Source organism: Geodermatophilus sp. SYSU D00710 (genome assembly GCF_054050195.1).
In genome coordinates, this window is sequence record NZ_JBJGYX010000006.1 from 35,284 (window position 1) to 58,898 (window position 23,615).

At 78.7% G+C, this 23,615-nt stretch carries 17 protein-coding genes; 10 read left to right on the forward strand and 7 right to left on the reverse strand.

The window, feature by feature from the left end; translation table 11 throughout:
• Positions 1-2 precede the first annotated feature (2 nt).
• Both ACI78U_RS04225 and ACI78U_RS04230 read right to left on the reverse strand, forming a co-directional pair.
• Entirely contained in the window at positions 3-3,041 is a 3,039-nt protein-coding gene (locus tag ACI78U_RS04225; RefSeq protein ID WP_456874039.1) for an FtsW/RodA/SpoVE family cell cycle protein, read from the reverse strand.
• An 18-nt stretch (positions 3,042-3,059) separates the two neighbouring features.
• Entirely contained in the window at positions 3,060-4,232 is a 1,173-nt protein-coding gene (locus ACI78U_RS04230; RefSeq protein ID WP_456874040.1) for a hypothetical protein, read from the reverse strand.
• A 338-nt stretch (positions 4,233-4,570) separates the two neighbouring features.
• On the opposite strand from ACI78U_RS04230, the gene ACI78U_RS04235 reads away from it, so the two are divergent.
• From ACI78U_RS04235 to ACI78U_RS04260, 6 genes are all read left to right on the forward strand, one after another.
• Complete coding sequence (locus tag ACI78U_RS04235) at positions 4,571-4,948, forward strand: hypothetical protein (RefSeq protein WP_456874041.1); 378 nt, start codon at positions 4,571-4,573, stop codon at positions 4,946-4,948.
• Between the two features lie 40 nt (positions 4,949-4,988).
• Positions 4,989-6,011 carry an Acg family FMN-binding oxidoreductase gene (locus ACI78U_RS04240; RefSeq protein WP_456874042.1) on the forward strand — a complete coding sequence of 341 codons (1,023 nt, stop codon included), beginning with the start codon at positions 4,989-4,991 and terminating at the stop codon, positions 6,009-6,011.
• Positions 6,012-6,013: 2 nt separating this feature from the next.
• Positions 6,014-6,937 carry a universal stress protein gene (locus ACI78U_RS04245; protein WP_456874043.1) on the forward strand — a complete coding sequence of 308 codons (924 nt, stop codon included), beginning with the start codon at positions 6,014-6,016 and terminating at the stop codon, positions 6,935-6,937.
• A gap of 119 nt (positions 6,938-7,056) precedes the next feature.
• Complete coding sequence (locus ACI78U_RS04250) at positions 7,057-7,356, forward strand: hypothetical protein (protein ID WP_456874044.1); 300 nt, start codon at positions 7,057-7,059, stop codon at positions 7,354-7,356.
• Positions 7,353-9,737 (forward strand): PEP/pyruvate-binding domain-containing protein, encoded by a 2,385-nt coding sequence (locus tag ACI78U_RS04255; RefSeq protein ID WP_456874045.1) that lies wholly within the window; start codon positions 7,353-7,355, stop codon positions 9,735-9,737. The genes ACI78U_RS04250 and ACI78U_RS04255 overlap by 4 nt, the downstream gene beginning before the upstream one ends.
• A complete protein-coding gene (locus ACI78U_RS04260; RefSeq protein WP_456874046.1) occupies positions 9,734-12,592 on the forward strand; it encodes an alkaline phosphatase D family protein in 2,859 nt (952 codons plus the stop codon). The genes ACI78U_RS04255 and ACI78U_RS04260 overlap by 4 nt, the downstream gene beginning before the upstream one ends.
• Here the strand turns inward: ACI78U_RS04260 and ACI78U_RS04265 are convergent.
• The 4 genes from ACI78U_RS04265 to ACI78U_RS04280 form a co-directional block, all read right to left on the reverse strand.
• Complete coding sequence (locus ACI78U_RS04265) at positions 12,558-13,880, reverse strand: wax ester/triacylglycerol synthase domain-containing protein (RefSeq protein ID WP_456874047.1); 1,323 nt, start codon at positions 13,878-13,880, stop codon at positions 12,558-12,560. The genes ACI78U_RS04260 and ACI78U_RS04265 overlap by 35 nt on opposite strands.
• Positions 13,877-16,555: a GNAT family N-acetyltransferase gene (locus ACI78U_RS04270; protein WP_456874048.1), complete on the reverse strand. Its 2,679-nt coding sequence runs from the start codon at positions 16,553-16,555 to the stop codon at positions 13,877-13,879. The genes ACI78U_RS04265 and ACI78U_RS04270 overlap by 4 nt, the downstream gene beginning before the upstream one ends.
• Positions 16,552-17,742 (reverse strand): hypothetical protein, encoded by a 1,191-nt coding sequence (locus ACI78U_RS04275; protein WP_456874049.1) that lies wholly within the window; start codon positions 17,740-17,742, stop codon positions 16,552-16,554. The genes ACI78U_RS04270 and ACI78U_RS04275 overlap by 4 nt, the downstream gene beginning before the upstream one ends.
• Before the next feature lie 131 nt (positions 17,743-17,873).
• Positions 17,874-18,302: a hypothetical protein gene (locus ACI78U_RS04280; RefSeq protein WP_456874050.1), complete on the reverse strand. Its 429-nt coding sequence runs from the start codon at positions 18,300-18,302 to the stop codon at positions 17,874-17,876.
• Between the two features lie 138 nt (positions 18,303-18,440).
• Here ACI78U_RS04280 and ACI78U_RS04285 point away from each other — a divergent pair, with 138 nt between their 5' ends.
• Complete coding sequence (locus ACI78U_RS04285; protein WP_456874051.1) at positions 18,441-21,005, forward strand: cation-translocating P-type ATPase; 2,565 nt, start codon at positions 18,441-18,443, stop codon at positions 21,003-21,005.
• 40 nt (positions 21,006-21,045) lie between these two features.
• Here ACI78U_RS04285 and ACI78U_RS04290 read toward each other — a convergent pair whose 3' ends face one another.
• Positions 21,046-21,249, reverse strand: coding sequence for a hypothetical protein (locus ACI78U_RS04290; RefSeq protein WP_456874052.1), 204 nt, complete (start codon positions 21,247-21,249; stop codon positions 21,046-21,048).
• Between the two features lie 326 nt (positions 21,250-21,575).
• Here ACI78U_RS04290 and ACI78U_RS04295 point away from each other — a divergent pair, with 326 nt between their 5' ends.
• The 3 genes from ACI78U_RS04295 (at position 21,576) to ACI78U_RS04305 (ending at position 23,608) form a co-directional block, all read left to right on the forward strand.
• Positions 21,576-21,845 (forward strand): dsRBD fold-containing protein, encoded by a 270-nt coding sequence (locus tag ACI78U_RS04295; RefSeq protein WP_456874053.1) that lies wholly within the window; start codon positions 21,576-21,578, stop codon positions 21,843-21,845.
• Between the two features lie 34 nt (positions 21,846-21,879).
• Entirely contained in the window at positions 21,880-23,322 is a 1,443-nt protein-coding gene (locus ACI78U_RS04300; RefSeq protein WP_456874054.1) for a WS/DGAT/MGAT family O-acyltransferase, read from the forward strand.
• Between the two features lie 91 nt (positions 23,323-23,413).
• Complete coding sequence (locus ACI78U_RS04305; protein WP_456874055.1) at positions 23,414-23,608, forward strand: hypothetical protein; 195 nt, start codon at positions 23,414-23,416, stop codon at positions 23,606-23,608.
• Positions 23,609-23,615: the final 7 nt, after the last annotated feature.

The window sequence follows — 23,615 nt, forward strand, 5'->3', positions numbered from 1 at the left end:
GGTCAGGGGACCTGCACCGGGCCGGTGGCGAGGACGGCGTCCCGGTTGTCGAGGTAGTGGCGCAGCGCCGCGGACACCAGGTCCTTGGTGTTGTTCGCCCCCGTCCCCGGCCCCTGCACCACCGCCGTCACGACGATCTCCGGGGCGTCCATCGGGGCGGCGGCGGTGATCCAGTTGTCGTACTCGTCCGCGGGCAGGCCGCCGTCCTGCGCGGTGCCGGTCTTGGCGCCGACGAGTCCGGGCAAGCTGGAGAGCCGGATCGCGGTGCCGCTGGTGACGGCCTCCCGCATCCCCTCGCGGACCGGTCCCAGCTCGGCGGCGAACGGCACCGGCGTGGGCGCCGGCGCGGGCACGGCCGTGAAGGACCCCTGCGTCCCGACGGCCATGCCCAGGCGCGGGGTGACCAGGTTCCCGGTGGCGACGGCGGCGGTCCACCGGGCGTTCTGCAGGGGCGTCACCGTGATCTCGCCCTGGCCGATGCCCAGGATCACCGTGGACCCGCCGTACCAGGTGCCGCCCGCGGCCTCCACGGACTCCGGGGTGCCCAGGTACCCGGCCGACTCACCGGGCAGGTCGATGCCGGTGCGCTGGCCCACGCCGAGCGCCCGGGCGGTGTCGATCATCGCCTCGGGACCGAGCCCGACCGCGAGCTTGTAGAAGTAGACGTCGTTGGAGATGGCGATCGACTCGGACAGGTCCATCGGTCCCATCGGCCGCCAGTTCCCGAACTCGTGCCCGCCGTAGCTGAAGCTCGCCCCGGTCGGGATCACCTGGTCGGGGGCGTAGACCGGCCGGGCCTGGTTGGCCGCGGCGACGACGATCTTGAACGTCGACCCGGGCGGCAGGACCGCCTGCGTGACGTGCTCGAGCGTCGGGGACCCCGGCGCGGACGCCAGCGCCTCGAGCGCGGCGGCGTCGGCGGGCGGGCCGTAGAGGTTGTTGTCGAACGACGGCGTGCTGGCGATGGCGAGGACCTGCCCCGAGCGGGGGTCCATCGCGACGGCGGCGCCGATGCGCCCCGGGCGCTGGCCGCGCAGCGCGGCGGCCAGGCCGCTGTCGAGCTGCCGCTGCAGGCCCAGGTCGAGGGAGAGCCGCAGGTCCGCGCCGGGCACGGGCTCCACCCGCTCGCCGAGCGCCACCGGCACGCCCGTCGGGTGGACGTAGAGGCACTGGCGCCCGTTGGTGCCGCGCAGCACCGCGTCGTACTGCAGCTCCAGTCCCGCCCGGCCGACGAACTCGCCGTTGGGCAGGCCGGGCCAGCGCTCCTCGGCCTCGGGCGTGGCCACGCCGACGAAGCCGAGGACCGGGCCCAGCAGCGCCCCCTCGGGGTACCAGCGGCGGGGCTGCGGGACGACGAGCACGCCGGGGAGGCCGGCGGCGACGACCGCGTCGCCGACGGCGCGCGGCACCTCGGCCACCGGCAGGGACAGCGTGGTCGGGTCGGCCGCGTCGAGCTCCGCCCGCAGGTCGGCGGGCGGGCGGCCGGTCAGCCCGGCGAGCTGCTCGACCGCCGCCTGGTCGTCGCGCAGCAGCGCGGGCACCGCGAGCACCCGGTCCACGCCGGTGCCGGCGGCCGCGGCGTCCACGGCCAGCGGCACGTCGTGCCGGTCGGTGATGGCGCCGCGGGGCGCGGGCAGCCGGATGCAGCGGGTCATCTGCTCCTCGGCGGCGAGCGAGAGCTCCTCGCCCCGCGTGACCTGCAGCCGCCAGCCGTAGAGCCCGAAGGCGACGAGCAGGAGCGAGACGGCGGCCGCGGCCAGCCGGACCAGGCGCGGGCGCGGGTTGCGCCGGACCGGCTCGGCCCACAGCCGCCGGCGCACGCTGTCCCGGCGGACGCCCAGGACGACGCCGATCGCGGCGAGGTGCACGACCAGCGCCGTCCCCCCGTAGCTGAGCAGCGGGAACGGCACGCCGGCCAGGGGCAGCAGCCCGAGGTTGGCCCCCACCGAGACGACGGTCTCGACGCCCATGAGGATGGCCAGCCCCCCGCCGACGAGCGCGGCGTGCGGCGTGCGGGACCGGCGGCTGGCCAGCGCGAGCCGCCACACGAGGACGACGACGGCGAGCACGACCCCTGCGCCGGCGACCAGCCCCCACTGCCCGACCAGGCTGGCCGGCGCGAGGTCGGTGTGCCCCTCGGGCAGGTACTCGGCGCGCAGCTCGCGCAGCGGGTCGTCGGCCCGGCCGGTGAGCCCGCCGGACGCCACCGCGATGTGCGCCTGGCGCAGCGCCCACCCCGACCCGGTCGGCGACTCGTGCGCGCCGACCAGGAAGGTGCCCAGGCGCTGCAGCTGGTAGGGCTGCAGCAGGCTGATCATCAGCGGCGCCGCGATGACGGCCGCGGCGCCGAGCGGCAGCAGGAAGCGCGCGGGCACCCGGCCGAGGACGAGCATCGACGCGGTGAGCACGGTGAGCAGGGCGGTCGTGCTGAGGTCGGGCTGCAGCAGGGTCAGCCCGATGGGCACGGCCGCGAGCAACAGGGCGAGGGAGAACCGCCGCCAGGCCGGCCGGGCGGAGCCGAGGACGGCGGCGAGGACCAGCAGCAGCCCCAGCTTGGCCAGCTCGGAGGGCTGGAAGGTGACCGAGCCGAGGACGAACCACCGGGTCGCGCCCTTGACCGTCACCCCGACGGTGAGGACGCCGACCAGGAAGACGACGGCCGCGACGTAGGCGGCCCACCCCAGCACGCCGAGGTAGCGGACGCGCACCCGCCAGAACACGGCGAGGGCCAGCACGCCCCCGGCGGCGATCGCGCCCTGCCGCAGCGCCAGCTCGGTGTCGCCGATGAGGTAGAGGTTGACCAGCCCCAGCCCGACCAGGGCGAGCGCGGCGACGACGGCGAGCAGGTCGAACAGGGCGCTGCGGCGGTCCCGGCGCTCCTGTCGGGTGCGCCGCCGCCTGCCGCCCTCCTCGGCGGGCAGCCCGTCGGGTTCCGTGCCGGGATCCCCGGCGCCTGCCCAGAGCACCCGGCGCTGGCGCCGGCTCCACCGCCGGCTGCGTGGCTCGTCGGCCGGCCCCTCGGCGGGCACCCAGTACGGCATGCGGCGCTCCCGTCAGGGTCAGCGGGTCCGGAGTTCGGGTGGGCAGGAGCCCACGGGCAGTGGCGCGGAGGCGGCCGCCGCGGGCAGGTCGGTGACGGCCAGCACCGCGACCGCCGGCAGGGCCGGCAGGCCGACGACGCCGACGGCCTCGGCCCGCGTCCCCCCGGCCGGGACGGTGACCGTCCCGCCCGGCGCGGTGGAGGTGGCGCCGGTGCAGCGGTCGGCGAGCAGGTAGGACCAGGTCACCTGCTGGTCGGCGGCTCCTGGGACGAGCCGCACCTGCACCCGCACGGTGCAGGGCGCGCCCGGCTCGCACCCGGTGAGGCGGCGCAGGTCGACCCCGGCCACGCTGCCGGCCGCCGCCGGGGCGGGCGGTGGGATCTCGACGCCGTCGGGTTCGGGTTCCGCGGCGGTCGGCTCCTCACCGCTGCGGCCGGCGTCCAGGAGCACCTCGACGTCGGCGGCGATGTCGTCGCGCAGCACGACGACCTCCACCGTGACGACCGCGGCCAGGACCACCGCCGACAGCAGCCACGCGCCGATCCGCCGCGCGGTCCGGGACCCCTCCCGCCTGACCGGGCGGGCTCGGGTGTCGGGCGCGCCGGCCGGCCCGGTCCCGCCCCTCGACGGCGCCGCCCCCGTCGGCCCGCCCGCGCCGATGGCCCGCGCGAGCGCACCGAGCTCGGCGCGGGCGGCGTCGCGGTCGACGGCGGCGACGGTCTCGGTCAGCCGCCCCGTCACGGCGGGGACGCCGGCGTCGGGGAGGTCGGCCACCGCGGCGTCGAGCGCGGTCAGGAGCGGGTCTGCGGCCGGGTCGTCCGAGCCGGCGCGGGACCGGGCGGCGGCCGCGACGTCGGCGAGGACCGCCGCGACTGCGGGTGCGGTCGGCGTCGTGGCGGGGTGGAGGACCACGCGCCCGTCGGCCTCGACCACGGCCCGGTCGAGCCCGCCGCGGCTCCCTCCGGCGGTCCCGCCCGCGGGCACCGGCAGCTGCGCCGCCTCCTCGAGCACGGCCGCCGCCAGCTCGAGGGCCTGGGGGGTGGTGAGCCGGGCCAGGGCGAGCAGCCGGGCGAGCGCGACGCCGCCGGAGGGTGGCCACGGCGGAGCGGACGGCGGCTGCGGAGCCGCGAGGTGGGGGGCGGGGTCGTCGTCGCGGCGCCCGGCCGCCCGTTCGATCGTCAGGTCCGCCACGGCCACTCACCCGCCCCATCCGCGCTCTCAGATGTCCCCGGGTCCGGATCGGCCCAGGTTGGAGCACGGTGGCCCCGGCTGTCACCGGGTCGCTGCGTGAATTCCCCTCCGAGACCGGCGCGTCGCGGTCGAGGGCCCGGTGTGTCGCGCCGCAGGACCCGGCGTGTCGCGCCGCAGGGCCCGGCGTGTCGCGACGGAGGACGGGCGCTCCCGGTGGACGCGGGACCCAGGACCCGCCCCGGTGGTGCTCTCCGACCCTCCGCCGACGCGGACCGCGGGCCGAGGCTCGACGGCAGGGAGCCCGCACCAGCGCGGGTCCGCGCCACGGGAGGCCCGTCATGACGTCCACGACCCGCAACACGATCGCCACCGTCCTCGTCGCCGCGATCGTCGTCCCCTACGTCGGCTACCTGATCCGCGGCGAGATGCCGTTCCTGCAGGACCCCCGGGGCATGGGCACCGTCGGCCTGGTCCTGGGACTGGCGGCGGTCGCCGTCACCGGCCGCGCCGCGTTCGCTCCCGGCAGCCCGGTGCACCGCGCCGCCCTCACCACCGGCGTCGTCGCCCTGGCGCTCGGGATCGCCACCGTGTGGTCGGGGACCAGCGAGGCCCTGCTGGCCGTCTTCATCGCCGCCGTCGTCGTCACCTGGGCCCTCGGCGAGGTCGCGGCCACTCGCACCACCGAGCACACCGCCCGACCACTCGCCCGGCGATGACCCCGACCCCGGTCCCGCCGTCCCCGTCCCAGGAGGAGCCGTGAGCCCCCAGCCGCTCGACCGCACCACGGCCCGCGCAGCCATCGCGCTGGCCAACCGTGCACCGTCGGTGCACAACTCCCAGCCCTGGCGCTGGCGCGTCGGCCGGACGTCGGTGCACCTGTTCGCCGACCCGTCCCGGCACCTGCCGGCCACCGACCCGGAGGGCCGTGACCTGCTCGTGAGCTGCGGTGCCGCGCTGCACCACCTCCGCGTCGCGCTGCGCGCGGCCGGCCTGGCCGCGACCGTCCACCGGCTGCCCGACCGGGCGCACCCGGCGCACCTCGCCGCGGTCGAGGTCTCCGCCGCCGAGCCGCGGCCGGACGAGCTGGTGCTCGCCCGGGCGATCGAGACCCGCCGCAGTGACCGGCGGGTCTTCTCGACCTGGCCGGTCCCGCCGGAGCTGCTCGCCGACCTGGCCGCGGCCGCCGCGGCGGAGGGTGCCCGGCTGACCGCGCTGGACTCCGGCACGCAGTGGCGGGTGGTCCGGCTGGTCGAGACGGCGGCGCTGGAGCAGGCGCTCACCCCGGGCCTGGCCCAGGAGGTCGCGGCCTGGACCGGGCGGACCCGCGGCGCCGCCGAGGGCGTCCCGGCCGCCAACGTCCCCGCCTCCGCCGGGGCGGCCGGGCCGGAGGCGGCCGTACCGGTCCGGCGCTTCGCCGACGGGAGCCTCGAGGAGAGCCGGCTGGGCACCGGCGAGGCCGACGGCACGGTCCTGGCCGTGCTCACCACCCCCGGCGACGGGCCGGCCGACCAGCTGCGCGCCGGCGAGGCGCTCAGCGCGGTGCTGCTGACCGCCACCGCGATCGGCCTGGCCACCGACCCGGTCAGCCAGCCCCTCGAGGTGCCGGGCACGCGGGCCCGGCTGGCCGAGCTCTGCGCGCCGGCCGTGCCCGGACCGGCGGGGATCCCGCAGCTGCTGGTCCGGCTCGGCTGGGCGCCGGTCAGCGCCGAGCCCGTGCCCCCGACCGGCCGCCGTCCCGTCGACGACACCATCGACCGGCTCGACGCGCCCTGGGCCTGACGGTGCCCGGCGAGGTCGATCCCCGTCCCGTCGTCGCCGGCGTCGACGGGTCCCGCGACGCGCTCGCCGCCGCCTCCCTGGCGGCGCGCGAGGCCGCCGGCCGCGGGGTCCCGCTCCGGCTGCTGCTCGTCGTCCCCTGGGTCCCGGGCCGGCGGCCGGCACCCACCCGGGTCCTCGACGCCGTCGAGGTGCTCCGCACCGCCGGGGGCCTGGCGCTGGACGCGGTGACGGCGGACCTGCGCCGCGCCCACCCCGGGCTCCCGGTCGAACCCCGGCTCGTCGACGGCGACCCGGTCGAGGTCCTGGCCGCCGCGGGCGCCGGCGCCGCGCTGCTGTACCTCGGCTCCTCCGGCTCGGGCGGCGCCCGCGACCTGCTGCTGGGGTCGACCGTGGCGGCCGTGCTGCGCGCGGCGCCCTGCCCGGTCGCCGTCGTGCCGCTGCGCAGCCGCTGGTCCGGCGGCAGCCGCAGCGGCGTGGTCGCCGGCCTCGACGGCGGGCCGGGGTCCGAGGCAGTGCTCGCCGAGGCGCTGCGCGCGGCGGCTCTCCGCGGCACCGGGGTGCTCGCGGTGCACAGCTGGTCACGCGGGTCCCTGCTGCCCCGGCCGGCCGCCGACCACCCGGCCGACGACGCCGCGGCGCAGCGCCGGGGGGAGCTCCTGCTCGAGGACCTGCTGACCGGCGCGCAGCCGGTCCGCGACCGCTGGCCGGGCGTCCCGGTCCGCCCGGTCGTCCGCCACGGGCGCGCGGCCGACACCCTCCTGGCCGCCGGGCTCACCGCCGAGCTCCTGGTGGTCGGGCACCGGCGGCACGGGGTGCTCGGCCGGCCGCTGCGCTCGGTCACCTCCGCACTCGTGCACCACGCCGGCTGTCCGGTGCTGGTCGTGCCGCTGGCCGTCCCGGCGGTGAGCGCCGGGACGGCCAGCTGACCGGCGGCCGGTCCGGGAGCGCCGAAGGTCCCTGGTCGCGCGGGCCGGTCGACCGGGGCCGGTGAGCCCGCCGCTCCCTAGCGTCGAGCCACCTGCTCCCGATCCGCCGGAGGCCCGTCGTGCCCTTGACCGTCGTCCTCCAGCTGGTGGCGCTGCTGGGCGTCGCCGTCGCCCTCGTCGACGCGCTGCGCGGCGCCGACACCGACCTCGTGCTGCTCCTGGGCGCCGTGCTGCTCGTCCAGCTCGCCGCCCTCGGGGCGCGGACCCGAGGACGCTCGGCGGTGGCGCTGCGGCCGGACCTCGCGACCTGGCTGCACCGGCAGTCGGCGTCCACCGGGGAGCCCGTGGAGCGGCTCGCCGACCGCTGCGTCGCCGCCTACCGGGCGGAGCTGACCGGGACGCCGGTCGGGCGCCCGTGACCACCGCGACTGGCCGGGCACCGGCCACCACCGCCGTCCTCCGGCTCACCGCGGGCTCGCCGGCGCCGCCGGCGCAGCTCGGTGGCAAGGGCGCGTCGCTGGACCGCCTCGTGCAGCGCGGCACCCCCGTCCCGCCGACCGCGGTGGTGACCGCCGACGCCTACCGCGCCGTGGCCGCCTCCCCCGACCTGGCGCCGCTGCTCGACCGGCTCCGCAGCGGGACGCCGGTACCGGCCGACGAGGTCGACGCCGCCTTCGCCGCCGTGCCGGTGCCACGGGACCTCGCCGGCACCGTCGTCGCGGCGGCCCGCGAGGTCGCGGCCGGCCGGCCCCTGGCGGTGCGCTCGTCGGCGACCGTCGAGGACATGGCCGCCGCGTCGTTCGCCGGCCAGTACCGCTCCTCGCTCGACGTCGACCCGGAGGCGGTCCTCGACGCGGTCCGGCTGACCTGGGCCTCGCTGTGGCACCCGGCCCCCGTGGCCTACCGCCGCGCGTGGGGCATCCCCGACGACGACGTCGCGATGCCCGCGGTGCTCATGCGGATGGTGCCCGCCCGGTCGGCGGGGGTCGTGTTCACCGTCGACCCCGGCGGCTTGGGCGACCGCGTGCGGGTGGAGGCGGTGCAGGGGCTGGGCGAGTCGCTGGTCTCCGGGGCGCGCACCCCCGAGGTCTTCCTGCTGCCGCGCACCGGGGACCCCGACCCCGGTCTGCCCGTGGCCGTGCGCGAGGCGGCCGCGCTGGCGCTGCGGGTGGAGGAGGCCGAGGGCCGCTCCCAGGACGTCGAGTGGGCGTGGGACGGCACCCGCACCTGGGTGGTGCAGGCCCGTCCGATCACCACCGGGCCCGCGCGGGCCGACGACGGCTGCGACACCGAGCCCGACGACGCGGAGCTCACCACCGAGGGCATCGGGGAGACGCTGCCGGGCCTGCTGCCGCCGCTGGTGTGGGACGTCGCCTCCTTCCTCGTCGAGGAGGCGCTGCGGGAGGTCCTCGGCCGGCTCTGGGGGCTGCCGGCCGACCGGACCGGCCCGCACGAGCTGGTGCGCCGGGTCCACGGCCGGGCCGCGCTCGACCTGGACCTCATGCGGGCCGCGGCGCGGGCGGTGCCCGGCGGCTCGGAGGCCGAACTGGAGCGGCAGTACCTCGGCGCGCCGGTCTCCGGTGCCTCCGCCCCGGGGGGCCGGGAGGGACGGCGGGCCCCGTGGTGGCGCACCGCCCGGCTGCAGCTGCGCGCCGGCACCGCGCGCCGCCGCGCGGCGGTCGAGGCGGGCGTCGTCGTGGGCGCGGTCGACGCGGTGCTCGCCGACCCGCCCGCGCTCGGGGACCTCGACGACGGCGGCCTGCTGGCCTACCGTCGCCGCCTGGTCGACCTCGGCGCCCGGGCGATGACCGTCGAGCTCGCCGTCGCCTCCGCCGCCGTCGCCGCGTACTCGGAGCTGCAGGCCCGGCTCGCCGGGCACCTGGGCGAGCAGCCGGCGGCCGCCGCGGCCCAACGCGTCACCACCGGAGCCGGGACGCGCCGGGACCGGTCACCGGCGGCGTCGCGGTCGGTGTTCGCCGGGCCCACCTGGGCCGAGACCGGGCAGGCGGCCTTCCCCGCCCCGCCGTCGCGCCGGGACGAGCGGGACACCGCCCGCGCCGCGCTCGAGGAGGACCTGCGCGGCCGCGCGCGGTGGCGGCGGGTGCGCGTGCTCACCGGCCAGGTCGTCGACGTCCGCATGCACGTGCTGCGCCGGGAGATCGCCGACGCGACGGCGGGCCTGGCCCGGCGCGAGGACGTCAAGGCCGCCGTCCTCGCCCTCGGCGGCGAGGTCCGCCGGGTGCACCTGGAGATCGGCCGCCGGCTGACCGTCGCCGGGGTGCTGGCCCGGCCGGCCGACGTCGACCTGCTGCGCGACGCCGAGCTGCGCCCGGCCCTGGGCAGCGCTCCCCCGCCGCCGGCCGAGCTGGCCCGCCGCCGCCGGTGGCTCGACCAGCGCGCCACCGACCCGCCCCCGCCGCTGCGCTGGACCGGCGTGCCCGCGCCCTCCCCGGCCGCGGCGCCGCAGGGCGACCGCCTGTCCGGCTGGGCGGCGAGCCCGGGGCGGCACACCGGCCGGGCCCGCGTGCTCGCCGAGCCGCGCCCGGAGCTGCTGGCCGAGGGCGAGGTGCTCGTGGCCGCGGCCACCGACGCCGGGTGGTCCCCGGTCTTCCTGCGGGCCGGGGCGATCGTCGTCGAGCGCGGTGGGCCGCTGTCGCACGCGGCGATCGTCGCCCGCGAGCTCGGCCTGCCGGCCGTGCTCAACCTGCCCGGCGCCACCGCGGTGCTCGACGGGCGCACCGTCACCGTGGACGGCGACACCGGCACCGTGGTGCTGCACCCGGACGGGGAGCCGTCGTGAACCCCCGGCGGGTCCGCGAGGACTGGTGGGACGACGCCGACGTCGACCGCGCGCAGATCTTCGTCCCGGCGATCATGGGCGCCGGCCTGCTCGTCTCCGGCGTCGTCCTGCTCCGCGACGCCCTGCACGGGCGCCGCCGGCGCGGCCGCGACCGCGAGACCGAGCTGCACGCCCGCGCCGTCGCCGCCTTCGTGCGGACCGGCGCGCCGCCGGACACCGCGCTCGCCGCCGGGCTGCGGCCGCGGGTGCACTACCTGCTGCTCGCCCTCACCGCCGGCGGCCTGACCGTCTACGGCGCCCGCGGCGCGACCAAGAACTACGCCCCGGACGTGGGCATGTTCGCCGGGACGGCCTGGCTCTACGCGCTGCTGCTGCTCCTCGTCGCCGGGCTGGGCGCCGTGGCCACCTGCGCCGCCGTCGCGCTCGTCACCTGGCCCGAACCGCCGGTCCGGCTGCGCCCGCTGCTGGCCGGCACGCCCCTGGGGCAGCGGCCCGGGGACGGCTCGCGCCGCGGGGTGCTGCTGCTCGGCTGGACGGCGGTGCTGACCGCGGCCGCCGCCGTGCAGCTCGTCTTCACCACGGCCGGGGCGCCGCAGCTGCTCGCCGAGATCGACGACGAGGTCGCCCGCCGCAGCGACCCGCTGCTGCCGTGGGACCTGCTGGGCAGCGTGCCCGTCGCGGTCGCCCTGGCCGTGCTGGTCGGTCTCGTCGGCCGGCGTTGCGCGGCCTTCGTACTCGGCCTGCTCGGTGTCACGGCCGCCGTCCTGGTCGCGCAGGCCGTCGTGGCCGACCGGCTGGAGCGGGCCTACCCGCCGGACGGCCCGCTGGCCGGGCTGACCGGGTCGCTGCCCAGCGCGCCGGTGGTGCAGGCGACCCTGCTCGCCGGGTTCCTGCCGTTGGCCGTGTACGCCCGCACCCGCCGCCGCGGCCCGGCCCTGGCGACCCTCGTCGTCACCGCCGCGGCACTCGGGGTCGTCGTCGTCGACGTGGTCCGCAGCCGCTCGGCGTGGCCCTCGGACGCCGCCGCGGGGGTGCTGGTGGGCGCCGCGGTCGTCCTGGCGACCTGGTGGACGCTGGACCGGACCCGGTGGCACCGCGGGTGCGCCGGCTGCCCGTGGGAGGCACCGTCCGACGTCGCCGCCGGGCCGGGCCTGCTGCGGCTGCAGCCGGACGAGGAGGCCGCCGTCCGCCGGTTCGCGCGCGGCTGGCTGACCGCGATGCTCACGCTGTTCACCACGCTGGCGCTGGTCGAGGGCCTGCCGACCAGTCCCGAGGGCACGGCGATCGGGCCCTCCCTCAGCCGGTGGCTGCAGCTGGGGCTCCTCGGCCTGGCCGCGGTGGCGCTGCTGGTCGCGCTGCGGTGGCAGGCGGTCGGCGCGGCGCTGGCCGCCGTCGCCGGCACCGGGCTGGCCGTCCTCGCCGCCACCACCTACCAGCCGTGGGTGAGCGTGCTGATCGGGGTGGCCTTCCTGGTGCCGGCGGTCGGTTTCTGGCTGGCCTGGCAGCACCGCCGCACGATGCGCTCGGTGGTCACGCTGGCGATGGTCACCGGCCTGCTGCTCGCCGGCACCACCGGCGCGGCCGCGGAGGTGCACGACTACTTCTTCGGCCCGCTGCACCCGCGCTCGGCGCAGCTCGCGCTGCCGGTCGAGTCCGTCGTCTGGGCCTGGTCCGGCGGGGTCACCACCAGCAGCGCCCGGGTCGTGGCGCAGCTGGACCGGGCGGACGCCCGGCAGGCCCGGCTGGTGGTCGAGCCCGACGACGGCGGGCCCGCGGTCCGCTCCGCCGCGGTCCCCCCGTCGGCCGACGGGGTCGTGCGGCTGGCCGTCGACGGGCTGGCCCCGGACACCGCGTACCGGTGGACCGTCGAGGTGGACGGCGACCCGGACGGCACCCGCGGTACCGGGCGGTTCACGACCATGCCGGAGGGCCCGGCGTCGTTCACGCTCGCGCTGGCCTCCTGCGCCCGCACCGGCTCCAGCGGCGCGGTGTTCGACGCGATCCGCGCGGTCGACCCGCTGCTGTTCGTGCACATGGGCGACCTGCACTACTCCGACGTCCGGACCGGTGACGCCGCGGCGTTCGCCGACCGCTACACCCGGGTGCTGACCTCCCCCGCGCAGGCGGCGCTGTACCGCTCGGTGCCGGTGGACTACGTCTGGGACGACCACGACTACGGCTCGGAGAACGCCGACTCCACCTCGCCCACCCGGGACGTCGCCCGGGCCGCCTACCGCGCCCTCGTCCCGCACCACGACCTCGTCGAGGGCGGCGGCGGGGCGATCCACCACGCCTTCACCGTCGGCCGGGTCCGGGTGGTGGTGACCGACACCCGCTCGGCGCGGACCGACGACTCGATGCTCGGCGCGCGGCAACTGGCCTGGCTGGAGCAGGAGCTCGTGGCCGCCAGCCGGTCGCACGCCGCGGTGGTCTGGGTGAACCCGGAGCCGTGGGTGGCCCCGGACGAGCCCGGCCGCGACGACTGGGGTGGCTACGCCGGCGAGCGCCGGCGGATCGCCGACACCCTCGCCGCCGCCGGCGTCGACGACCTGGTCATGGTCAGCGGCGACGCGCACATGCTCGCGATCGACGACGGCACGAACACCGACCACAGCACCGCCGGTGGCGCCGGCTTCCCGCTCCTGCACGCCGCCGCGCTGGACTCGCCGGGCGACGTGAAGGGCGGCCCCTACAGCGAGGGCACGTTCCCCGGCGCCGGGCAGTTCGGCACCCTGACCGTCACCGACGACGGCGGGGACACCGTCGACGTCGAGCTCGCCGGCCGGGACTGGCGCGGGGACGTGCTGGTGTCCCTCAGCGTCACCCTGCCGACGGGGGACCGACCAGCGCGGTGAGCTGGGCCCGCAGCGCCGCGGTCAGGACCGGCAGGTCGGGCACCCGGTCGGGGTCGACGACGGCGGTGACGGTCAGGGTGCCGGCGTAGGACAGCGCGTCGAAGGAGACTGTGACGTCCCCGGCCTCGCCGGAGGCCACCGGCAGCACCTGCTCGACCCGCCGCCCGGCGAGGGTCAGCGGCGTCGGCGGCCCCGGCACGTTGCTGACCAGCGTGTGGAAGCGGTGCTGGCGGCGGAGCCACCAGCGATAGGCGCCGCTCGCCGCGAGCAGGCCGAACACCGACCCCATCAGCGCGGTCAGCGGCGGGCCGGTGGCGGCGTCCCGGGCCCGGCGGACCGTGCCGGCGAACCGGCGCAGCCGCTCCTGCGGATCCCCCGCGACCGGCACGGCAACCACCAGCGGGGTGGTGGCGTTGCCCAGCTCGGTGACCCCCGCCGCCCGCCGCCCGGTGACGACGACGGTGACCGCCACGGGGTCCACCGACTCGCCGCGGCTCTCCAGCAGCCCGCCGAGCGCCCCGGCGACCGCGACCAGCAGCGCGTCGTTCACCGTGCCCCCGGCCCGGTGCGCCGCCGCCCGCAGCGGCTCGAGCGGCACCTGCACCGCCGCCGTCCGCCGCCGGGGCCCGGTGGGGGCCAGCAGGCTGCACGGCGCGGCGCGGGCCGGGCGCAGGCCGCCGGCCGACCGGCCCGCGTCCCGCAGCAGCCCGACCACGCGCCACAGGCGGGGCAGCGCCCGGCCGCGGCGGCGCCAGGCGTCGGCCACGAGGGACCGGTAGGGCGGCCGCGGCCCGGGCGGTGTGCGGTCGGGCGGCGGCCCGCCGTCGGCGAGGGAGGCCAGCAGGGCCAGCCCGCCGATCCCGTCGGCGAGCACGTGCGACAGCACGACGACCACCGCGCTGTGCCCCCCGGGCAGGTCCGGGACGACGACGGCGGCCCAGCCGGGCCGGTCCTCCGGCAGGGGGCCGGCCACCAGGTCCGTGGCGAGGTCGAGGAGGGCCTGCTGGTCCGCGGGCGCCGGGCACGCGGCGGTGCGGACGTGCGCCGCCGGGTCCGGGGCCGGCTCGTCCACCCAGATCGGGCGGCCGGCGCCCGGAGGCACCCGGACCAGCCGCTGCCGCAGCCGCCGCACCCCGCCGAGCCGGTCGGCGACGACGCGGGCGAGCTCGGCGTCCTCGGCGCCCGGCGCGAGGACGAGCACCGCGCCGAACTGCATCGGCACGCCGCCGCGGCCGAGGGCGCGCATCCCCAGGTCCTCCGCGCTGGCGCGGAGGACGGCGCCGGTCACGGCCCGTCCGGGGCGACGCGCACCCGCACGTCGAGCGCCTGCGCCCCGCGAGGACCCACCACCAGCGGGTTGACGTCCAGCTCGGCCAGCTCCGGGACGGCGTCGGCCAGCCAGGCCACCCGGTGCAGCCGGTCCGCGACGGCGGCACGGTCGAGCGTGCGGCCGTGCGCCGTGGCGAACAGGCCGGTCGCGTCGACCGCCTGCTCGGCACCCCGGGCGTCCAGCGGCGCCAGCCGGTGCACGCGGCCCCCCAGCGCATCGGCGGCCCGGCCGCCCGGGCCGACGACGACCACCGGACCGGCGGCCGCGTCGCGGACCGCGCCGACCAGCAGCTCGTCGCCGGGCGGGACGAACGGCTGCACCACGGCGCCGAGCCAGTCCGCGCCCGCGGCCGCCGCCCAGCCGCCGACGACGCGCCGTACCTCGTCGGGGTCGTCCACCGGCAGGCGCACGAGCCCGGCGTCGGCCTTGTGCACCACCCCGCGGACCCGGCCCTTCACCGCCACCGGGCACGCCAGCTCGCGGGCCGCGGCGGCCGCCGCCCCCGGGGTCCCGGCCGCGCGCGTGGGGACGAGGGGCACGCCGGCCGCGGCGAGGAGCGCGGCGACGGCGTCCGGGTCCAGCCAGTCCCCTGCCGGGCTGCGGTCCAGGACCGCGGCGGCGACCGCCCGGGCCGCCCGCACGTCGGCCCCCTCGGGCACGGACCCGACCGGCGGCGCGGCCAGCCAGGCCGCCCGCCCGGCGGCGGCCGCCAGCACCGCGGCCGCCACGGCCGGCTCGTTCACCGACACCAGCGCCGGGCCCCCTCCGGTTCCCGCCGGGTCGAGCCGCTCCAGCGAGGTCGGCCGCCCGGGCCGCACGTCGACCACCGCGACCGCGTCGTCGCCGGCCGCCGCGACCGCCGCGGCCACGCCCGGGCCGGGGTCCCCGACCCCGGTCGGTGCGGTGACGGTGACGACCGCCGCGACGGCGGGGTCGTCGAGCAGGCAGCCCAGCGCGGCGCCGAACTGCCCGGGTGACACGGCGGCGCCGGTGTCGACCGGGTTGGCCGGGACGGCCAGGGGCGGCAGCGCCTCCCGCAGCCGCTGCTGCAGCGCGGGCGGCAGCGGGTCGACCGGCAGTCCGGCCGCGACGCACGCGTCCGCGGTCAGCACCCCGGCGCCGCCGAGGTTGGTCAGCACCGCGACGGTGCCCGGGCGCAGCGGCGGACGCCCGCGCAGGTGCGCCGTGGCCGCCGCCAGCGTGGTCAGGTCCGGCACGACCTGCACCCCGGCCGCGGCCCACGCGGCCTCCCGCACCCGGGCGGGGGTGGCCGAGCGCGCGGTGTGCGAGGCCGCCGCGCGGGCTCCGGCCGGCGACGTGGCGGTCCGGAGCCCGAGCACCGGCACCCGGCGGGCCAGGTGCGCCGCGGTCCGCACCAGGCCGCGCAGGTCGGGCTCGGACTCGGCGTACAGCACGACCGCCGCCGTGCCCGGGTCCTCGTCGCACCAGGCCAGGACGTCGCGGGCACCGACGTCCCAGGCGTCGCCGATCGACACGGCAGCCGAGACGCCCAGGCCCAGCCGGCCCAGCACCTGACCGCCGGCGATCACCACGCCGCCGGACTGGGCGACCAGCCCGACGTCGCCGGCGGGCGGGACCGACCCGCCGAAGCAGGCGGCCAGCCGGGACGGGTCGCCCGGGGCGACGACGCCGACGCTGTTGGGACCGACGATGCGCATGCCGTACCGGTCGGCGGTGTCGAGGACCTCGCCCGCCAGGCCGGGGACCGCGCTGAGCCCGCCGCTGAGCACGAGCAGGGCCCGCACCCCGTGCACCCCGCACGCCGCAGCGACCGCCGGCACCGCCCCGGCGGGGACGCAGACCACGGCCAGGTCGACAGGCCCCGGCAGCTCGGCGACCGAGGACACGCACGGGAACCCCTCCAGCTCGCCGCACGCGGGGTTGACCACCGTCACCGGTCCCGGGAACCCGGCCGCCCGCAGCTCCCGCAGGACCGCCCGCCCGATCGACCCGGCGCCGCGACCGGCACCGACCACCGTGATCGCGCGCGGCCGGAGGACCGCCTGCAGGCCGGCGGCGGCCGCCTGCCGGTGCCGCTCCTCGGCCGCCTCCAGGTAGCGGGCGCCGGCGTCCAGCGTCACCTCGACGAGGACGTCGGTGCCCTGGGCGCGCCGGCGTACCGCCAGGCCGAGGTCGGCGAGCACCCGGAGCATCGGTCCGTTCTCGGCGAGCACCTGGGCGACCAGCCGGCCGATCCCGAGCCGGGTCGCCTCGGCCGCCACCTGCTCCAGCAGGGCGGTCGCCACCCCGGCCAGGCGCTCGTGACCGTCCACGACGACGGCGATCTCCGCGGCGCCGTCGCCGAGGGGGAACAGCTGGACCGCGCCGGCCAGTCGCCCGCGCACCCGTGCACCCAGCGTCAGGTTCCCGCCGGCCGGATCGAGGCTGCGCCGCACGTACCCCGGCAGGTCGGCCGGGTGCAGGGTGGCGAAGCGCAGCCACCGGTCCCGCTCGGCCAGCCCCTCGTGCAGGGCGAGCAGCTCCGGGCCGTCCGCGGGGGTCAACGGGCCCAGCACGACCGGGGTGCCGTCCCGCAGCAGCGCCCTGGCCGGCCGGAGCCCGACGGGGGTGCCGGCCTGCCCTGGGGCCCGGGCCGGGACGGTGGCGGTCACCGCTGGGGGACGGCGACCCCGCGGCCGCCGGGGACGGCGGCGACGACGCCGCGGGCCAGCCGGTCCATGACCGCCTCCTCGTCGACGGGGACGGCGAGCACCCGCACACCCGTGCCGACGAGCCGCTCGCTCGGCACACCGCCCGCGTCCCCGACGTGCCGCAACGGCAGCAGCCGCTCGCACACCCGCTCACGCAGCTCGGCGGAGTGCTGACCGATGCCGCCGCTGAACACCACGGCGTCCCAGGTGTCGAGCGTCGTCACCGCGCCGGCCACGGCCATCGCCACCGACCGGACGAACACCCGGAGGGCCAGGGCACCGGCCCGGTCGTCCGCGGTCACCAGCTCCCGCAGGTCGGCGCGGCCGCCGGCGATCCCGGCCACCCCGGACCGCCGGGCGAGCAGCTCCCGGACGGCGGGCACCGATCCTCCGGCGAGTTCGACCAGCCGCAGCACGACCTCGGGGTCCAGGTCCCCGCTGCGGGTGGGCGACGGGATGCCGCCGACCGGGCTCAGCGCCGTGGTCGTCGACCGCGGCCGCCCGTCCTGCACCGCGGCGACGCTGCAGCCGCCGCCCAGGTGGACGACGACCGCGCCGCCCAGACCCGGGAGCAGGTCCACCACGCTCTGCACCGCCAGGCCGTGGTACCCCCAGCGGCGCAACCCGGCGGCCCGGGCCTCGGCCGGCAGCGCCAGGACGACGGCCTCGTCGGGCAGTGCGGCGAAGAAGCCGTCGTCCGGCACCAGCACCACCTCTGCCGCGGGCCAGTGGGTGCGGGCCTCCTCGAGCACGGCCAGTTGCCGCGGCAGGTGCAGTGGGTCGAGGCCGGCCTCGGCGTGCAGGCCGGCGAGCACCGTGGGCGCGGCGCGGCGCGGTCCGGTCAGCAGCCGGGTGCCCTGGACCACGCGGTGCGCGACCACCTGCGGGCGCAGTGCGCGGCGGGCCATCGCGTCGGCCACCTCGGTCAGCGCGCCGGCCCAGCCGCCGGGCAGCCGGGCGTGCTCCACGACGGAGTCGGTGCCGCTGATGGTGACGTGGGCGGCCGCGCCGGGACCGGTCCGGTCCAGGCCGGTGATCTCGACGCGCAGGCGCAGGTCGGGGTCGCGGACGGCGGCCTCGAGCGAGGAGGAGCCGGCGTCCAGGGAGAGCACGACCGGCGGGCGGGCCGGGGCGGGGTGGTCCAGCACGGGTCGAGGCTCGGGGAGTCCGGTTCCGCGCAGGCAGAGCCGAACGGCCCCGGCGGGCGCGCGAGAGGTCACCACCGGCTCCGGGCACCCCGGGTCGCCGGGAGGGAGGACCTCGGGCCCGGGCCGGCCGCCTACCGCTGCACCGCCCGCCGGCGGGACAGCGCGACGAACGCGGCCAGCAGTCCGACGACGCCGCCGGCGACACCGAGCCACAGCACGACGCGCACGACGACCTCCCAGCCGGGACCCAGGTCGAACGGGAAGACCTGCAGCACCCGCACCGTGGCCGCCAGGCCGAACGCCGTCGTCACGAACGACCCCGCCGGGACCGCCGCGCCTCCGGGACGCACCAGCTGCAGGAGGGCGACCGCGATGCCGGCGACGAGCGCGGCGTCGACGTAGGGCAGGACCTGGGTCGTCTCGCCGGTCAGGAAGGGCACGACCTCCCATCCCGGCCAGACGTGGAGGAGCAGCAGCAGGACCCCGTTGGCCAGGACGGCGGCGACGGCGGCGCTGCGGCGCCCGGCGGTGGAGGGCGGGCGGGTCCGCGTCCCGGTCATGCCCGCCATGGTGGGGACCCCGCCGCCGCTCCCGGAGGGCCGAAGGTCGCCGTCGATCAGGGACGTACGGACGACGCCGGTGCGGGACCGGCCCCGCGACGCTGGGTGCTCCCGCCACCGGAAGCCCAGGAGACCGCGATGACGACGACGGCACCGGCCGGCACCGGGCTGTCGGAGGCCGAGGCCGGCCGGCGGCGCCCCCCGGGCGGCAACCGGCTCCCGGTGGAGCGGCCGCCCTCCCCCGTCCGGCTGCTCGTCGGGCAGATGGTGCACTTCTTCGCGCTGCTGCTGTGGGGCGCCGCGGTCCTCGCGCTCGTCGGCGGCATGCCGCAGTTGGCGGTCGCGATCGTGGTGGTGGTCGTCCTCAACGGCGTCTTCGCGTTCGTGCAGGAGTACCGCGCCGACAAGGCGGCCGAGGCGCTGCGCGACCTGGTGCCGCACCGCGTCACCGTCGTGCGGGACGGCCGGCGGCAGGAGGTCGACGCGGTCGACCTGGTGGTCGGCGACCTGGTGCTGCAGGAGGCCGGGGACCGGATCGCCGCGGACCTGCGGCTGGTCGACGTCCACGGCCTGCGGGTGGACGAGGCCACGCTGACCGGGGAGAGCGTGCCGGTCGACAAGGACGCCGGGGACCCGGTGTACGCCGGCTGCTTCGTCGTCGAGGGGGAGGCGTCGGCCGAGGTCGCCGCCATCGCCGGGGACACCCGGCTGGCCTCGATCGCCACGATAACGCGGACGGTGGAGCGGGCGAAGACCCCGCTCACGAAGGAGCTCAACCGGGTCGTCCGGTTCGTCACCGTGGCCGCGCTGGGCCTGGGCGCGGCCTGTTTCGGCGCGGGGTTCCTGATCGGGCTGCCGCTCGGCGAGGGCTTCCTCTTCGCCGTCGGCGTCACCGTGGCGCTGGTACCCGAGGGCCTGCTGCCCACCGTGACCCTGTCGCTGGCCCGCAGCGCGCAGGTGCTCGCCCGGCAGGACGCCCTGGTCCGCCGACTGGAGTCGGTGGAGACGCTCGGTTCGACCACGTTCATCTGCACGGACAAGACCGGCACGCTCACCCAGAACCGGATGGCCGTCGTCGAGGTGTGGACGCCGCAGGGGCCGGTCGCCGTCCGCGGGGTCGGCTACGAGCCGACGGCCGAGGTCGACGGCGCACCGGCCGCGCTGGACACCGCCCGCACCCTCGCCACGACGGCGGTGCGCTGCTCCACCGGGCACGTCCGGGAGGACGGCGGTTCGTGGACGGCGGTCGGCGACCCGATGGAGGCGGCGCTGGACGCGCTGGCCCGGCGGCTCGGGGCGGCCGGCGCGGTGACCGGGGCGCCGGAGGGCGGTCGCCGGTTCCCGTTCGACCCGCGGCGCCGGCGGATGTCGGTCTGGGCCGCGGGCCGGCTGTCGGTCAAGGGCGCGCCCGAGAGCGTCCTCCCCCGCTGCCCCGCCGTGGCCGCGGACGCCTCCGCGGCGGCGCACGCCCTCGCCGCCCGCGGGCTGCGGGTGCTCGCGGTCGCGCGCCGCACCGTCGACCTGCCGGCCGGCGCCGACGCCGACGCGGCCGAGCGCGACCTCGAGCTGCTCGGGCTCGTCGGCATCGAGGACCCGCCCCGTCCCGACGTGGACCGCGCGCTGGCCGAGTGCCGCCGGGCCGGGATCGCCGTCGCCATGGTCACCGGCGACTCGGGTGCCACCGCCGCGGCGATCGCGGCGGAGATCGGGCTGTCCCGCCCGGGCAGCGTCGTCGTCGAGGGGAAGGACCTGCCGGCCGACCCCGCCGCGCTGGGTGAGCTGCTCGACTCCGACGGCACGGTCGTCTGCCGGGTCGCGCCCGAGGACAAGCTCCGCATCGCGCAGGCGCTGCGCGCCCGCGGCCACGTGGTGGCGATGACCGGCGACGGCGTGAACGACGGGCCGGCGCTGCGGGCGGCCGACATCGGGGTGGCCATGGGCGCGAGCGGCACCGACGTCGCCCGCCAGGCCGCCGACCTGGTCCTGCTCGACGACCACTTCGCCACCATCGTGGCCGCGGTGCGCCAGGGCCGGGCCACCTTCGCCAACATCCGGCGGTTCCTCACCTACCACCTGTCCGACAACGTCGCCGAGCTGACGCCGTTCGTCGTCTTCACCGTCAGCGCCGGCGGGATCCCCCTCGCGCTGAGCGTGCTGCAGATCCTCTGCCTCGACATCGTCACCGACCAGGGGCCGGCCCTGGCGCTGGGTGCCGAACCGGCCTCGGCGCGGGTGCTCGACGGTCCGCCCCCGCGCCGGCGGTTGGTGGACACGGCGGTGGTGCGCCGCGCCTTCGGCGTGCTCGGCCCGGTGGAGGCCGCGGTCTCGATGCTCGCGTTCCTGGTCGTCCTGACCGGTGCCGGCTGGTCCTTCGGCGAGGACGTCCCGGCGGGCGTGCTCGCCTCGGCCAGCGGCGCGGCGTTCGCCGCCGTCGTCCTGGGCCAGGCGGCCAACGCCTGGGCCTGCCGCAGCGCCACCCGGCCGTTCTGGCGGCTCGACCCGCGCGGCAACCCGCTGCTGGTGTGGGCCGTCGGCGTGGAGCTGCTGCTGCTCGCGGCGGTGCTCGCCGTCCCGCCGGTGGCCGACCTGCTCGGGCAGAGCCTGCCACCGGTGCTGGGTCTCGGCGTCGCCCTGCTCGCCGTGCCCGGGGTGCTGCTGGCCGACGCGGCGCACAAGGGCCTGCGGGCCAGGACACGGAGCTGAGGGTCGCCGCCGTGCCGCTCGTGCCCCCCCGGCACCCGCCTCAGCGGCTGAGCGCGTCGGTGTCGGCCAGGGTGGCCAGCCGGCGCCGGTACTCCTCCTCCTCGATGTCACCACGGGCGTACCGCTCCGCCAGCAGCTGCCCCGGTGACCGCGGCGCGGGCCGCTCCTGTTGCCGGACCAGGCGGACCAGCAGGAGCCCCCCGAGCACGAGCAGGCCGACGAACACGACCGTGCTGAGCGTCATGCCGACCCACCCCCAGCCACTCATGTGCTCACCGACGTACCAGCCCATCATCGTGACGGCTCCTCTCCGGATGACCGGTCCGGGTCACCCCCGGGCCGGTGACACCCCGAGCCTGCACCGGGCGTCCGGCTCCGGGCAGCCACCGGAGGTCCCCGCCGCGCGGGGCCGTCCGGCACCTGTGACCGCACCCCGGGCACGGCCGACGGCCGTCCGCGGCCGGCGACCCCGGGCCGGAGGTCCCGCGCGGTACGGCCTTCCGGCCGCGTCGCCCGGCGCGCCGCGCCCGCACCGTCGGTGGCACCACGGACGACGACGAGGAGGCCGACGTGGACGCGACGAAGACCTGGACGGTGCGCATCGACATCGGCGAGCACGACGGCCGGACGCAGGCCGTGGCGCACCTGCAGACCCGCGACACCGAACGGCTGGTCGGGGTCGGCTCCGCCCGGCTGGCCCCCGCCGACCGGGACGTCCCCGAGATCGGCGACGAGATCGCGGCCGCCCGTGCGCTGGCCGAGCTGGCCCACCGTCTGCTGCAGACCGCCACCGAGGACGTCGAGCAGGTCACCGGCGAGTCCGCGCACCTGGCGCCGTGAGGAGCCGACGGGACCGGGCGGACCGATGGAGCGCATGAGCCCGCTCGACGCGGCCTTCCTGCAGGGTGAGGACGAGGAGCCGGGCGTCTCGCTGGCGATCGCGTCGATCGCCGTCTTCGAGGGACCGGCGCCGGGACCGGGCGAGTTCGAGTCCGCGCTGGCCGGGCGGTTGCCGCTCATCCCCCGGTACCGGCAGAAGGCCCGCCAGGTCCCCTTCGACCTCGGACCGCCGGTGTGGGTCGACGACCCGGCCTTCGACCTCTCCTACCACGTGCGGCGGACCGCGCTGCCCGCTCCCGGCGGGGACGCCGAGCTGGCCGCGCTCATGGGCCGGGTCGTGTCCAGCCGCCTGGACCGCGCCCACCCGCTCTGGGAGTACTGGCTGGTCGAGGGGTTGTCCGGGGACCGGTGGGCACTGGTGTCCAAGGTCCACCACTGCATGGTGGACGGGATCTCGGGCACCGACCTCTACCGCGTCGTCCTGGACCCCACGCCGGAGCCCGGGCCGGCGGTGCCCGACGACTGGCGCCCGCGGCCGGAGCCGTCGGCGGCGGTCCTGGCCGCGCAGGCGGTGACGCGGCTGGCCCGGCTGCCGCTGGACCAGGCACGGGCCCTGGCCTCGGTGGCCCGCCGTCCGGCGGAACTGGCCCGGCAGGTGGGCACCACGGTCCGCGGGGTCCGGGCGCTGACCGGCGCGCTGCTGCCGGCGCCCCGCTCGTCGCTGTCCGGTCCCGTCTCGGCGCACCGGCGGTTCGCCTTCGCCCGTGGCTCGGTGGCGGACGTCTCGGCGGTCCGGCACGCGCTGGGCGGGACGTTCAACGACGTGGTGCTGGCGGCGGTCAGCAAGGGCTTCCGGACGCTGCTGCTCAGCCGCGGCGAGCGGCCGGCGCCGCACCTGGTGCGGACCCTGGTGCCGGTGAACGTGCGCGCCCCGGGCGAGGAGGCCATCCGCGACAACCGCATCTCGCTGATGCTCGCCGAGCTGCCCGTCGACCTCGCCGACCCGGTCGAGCGCCTCCTCGCCGTCCGCGGGGAGATGACCCGGCTCAAGGCCGAGCACGAGGCGGAGGCCGGGGCCGCGCTGCTCCGGATCGCGGGACTGGAGGCCTTCCCCGCCGTCGCCTCGCCGGTGCGGCTCGCCGCGCACCTGCCGCAGCGCTCGGTGGTGACCGTGACGACCGACGTGCCGGGCCCGCGGCAGCCGCTGTACGCGCTCGGTCGCGAGCTGCTGGAGATCATCCCCTACGTGCCCATCGCCTCGCGGCTGCGCACCGGGGTGGCGGTCTTCAGCTACCGGGACCGGCTCGCCTTCGGCGTCACCGGCGACCGCGAGTCCGCGGCGGACGTCTGGACCCTCGCCCGCGGCATCGAGACCGGCCTCGCCGAGCTGGTCGCCGCGGCCGCCGCCGCTCCGACCGGCCCTCCCCTGACCGGTCCGGGCAGCGAGTCCCACCGGGGTCGGAGGTCCTCCCGGTGACCAGTCCTCCGGCCGTTCCGGAGGACGCGCGGTCGGCCGACGATGAGGGCTCGACGCCGACCGCCGGTCCGGAAGGCAGTGGGAGGTCGCCATGGACGTCCTGCACCCCGATGTCGACGAGGGCCTGCTGCTGCAGCTGGACCTGGCCCGTCTCGAGCTCGGCGAGGCGCGACGGGCCCGGCGGGCCAAGGACACGCCGGCGGCCCGGCAACGGGTGGTGGAGGCGATGCGCCGGGTCGACCGGTTGCTCGACCGGTGGAACGAGCTCGCCCGGACCCCGGTCTGACCGCCGG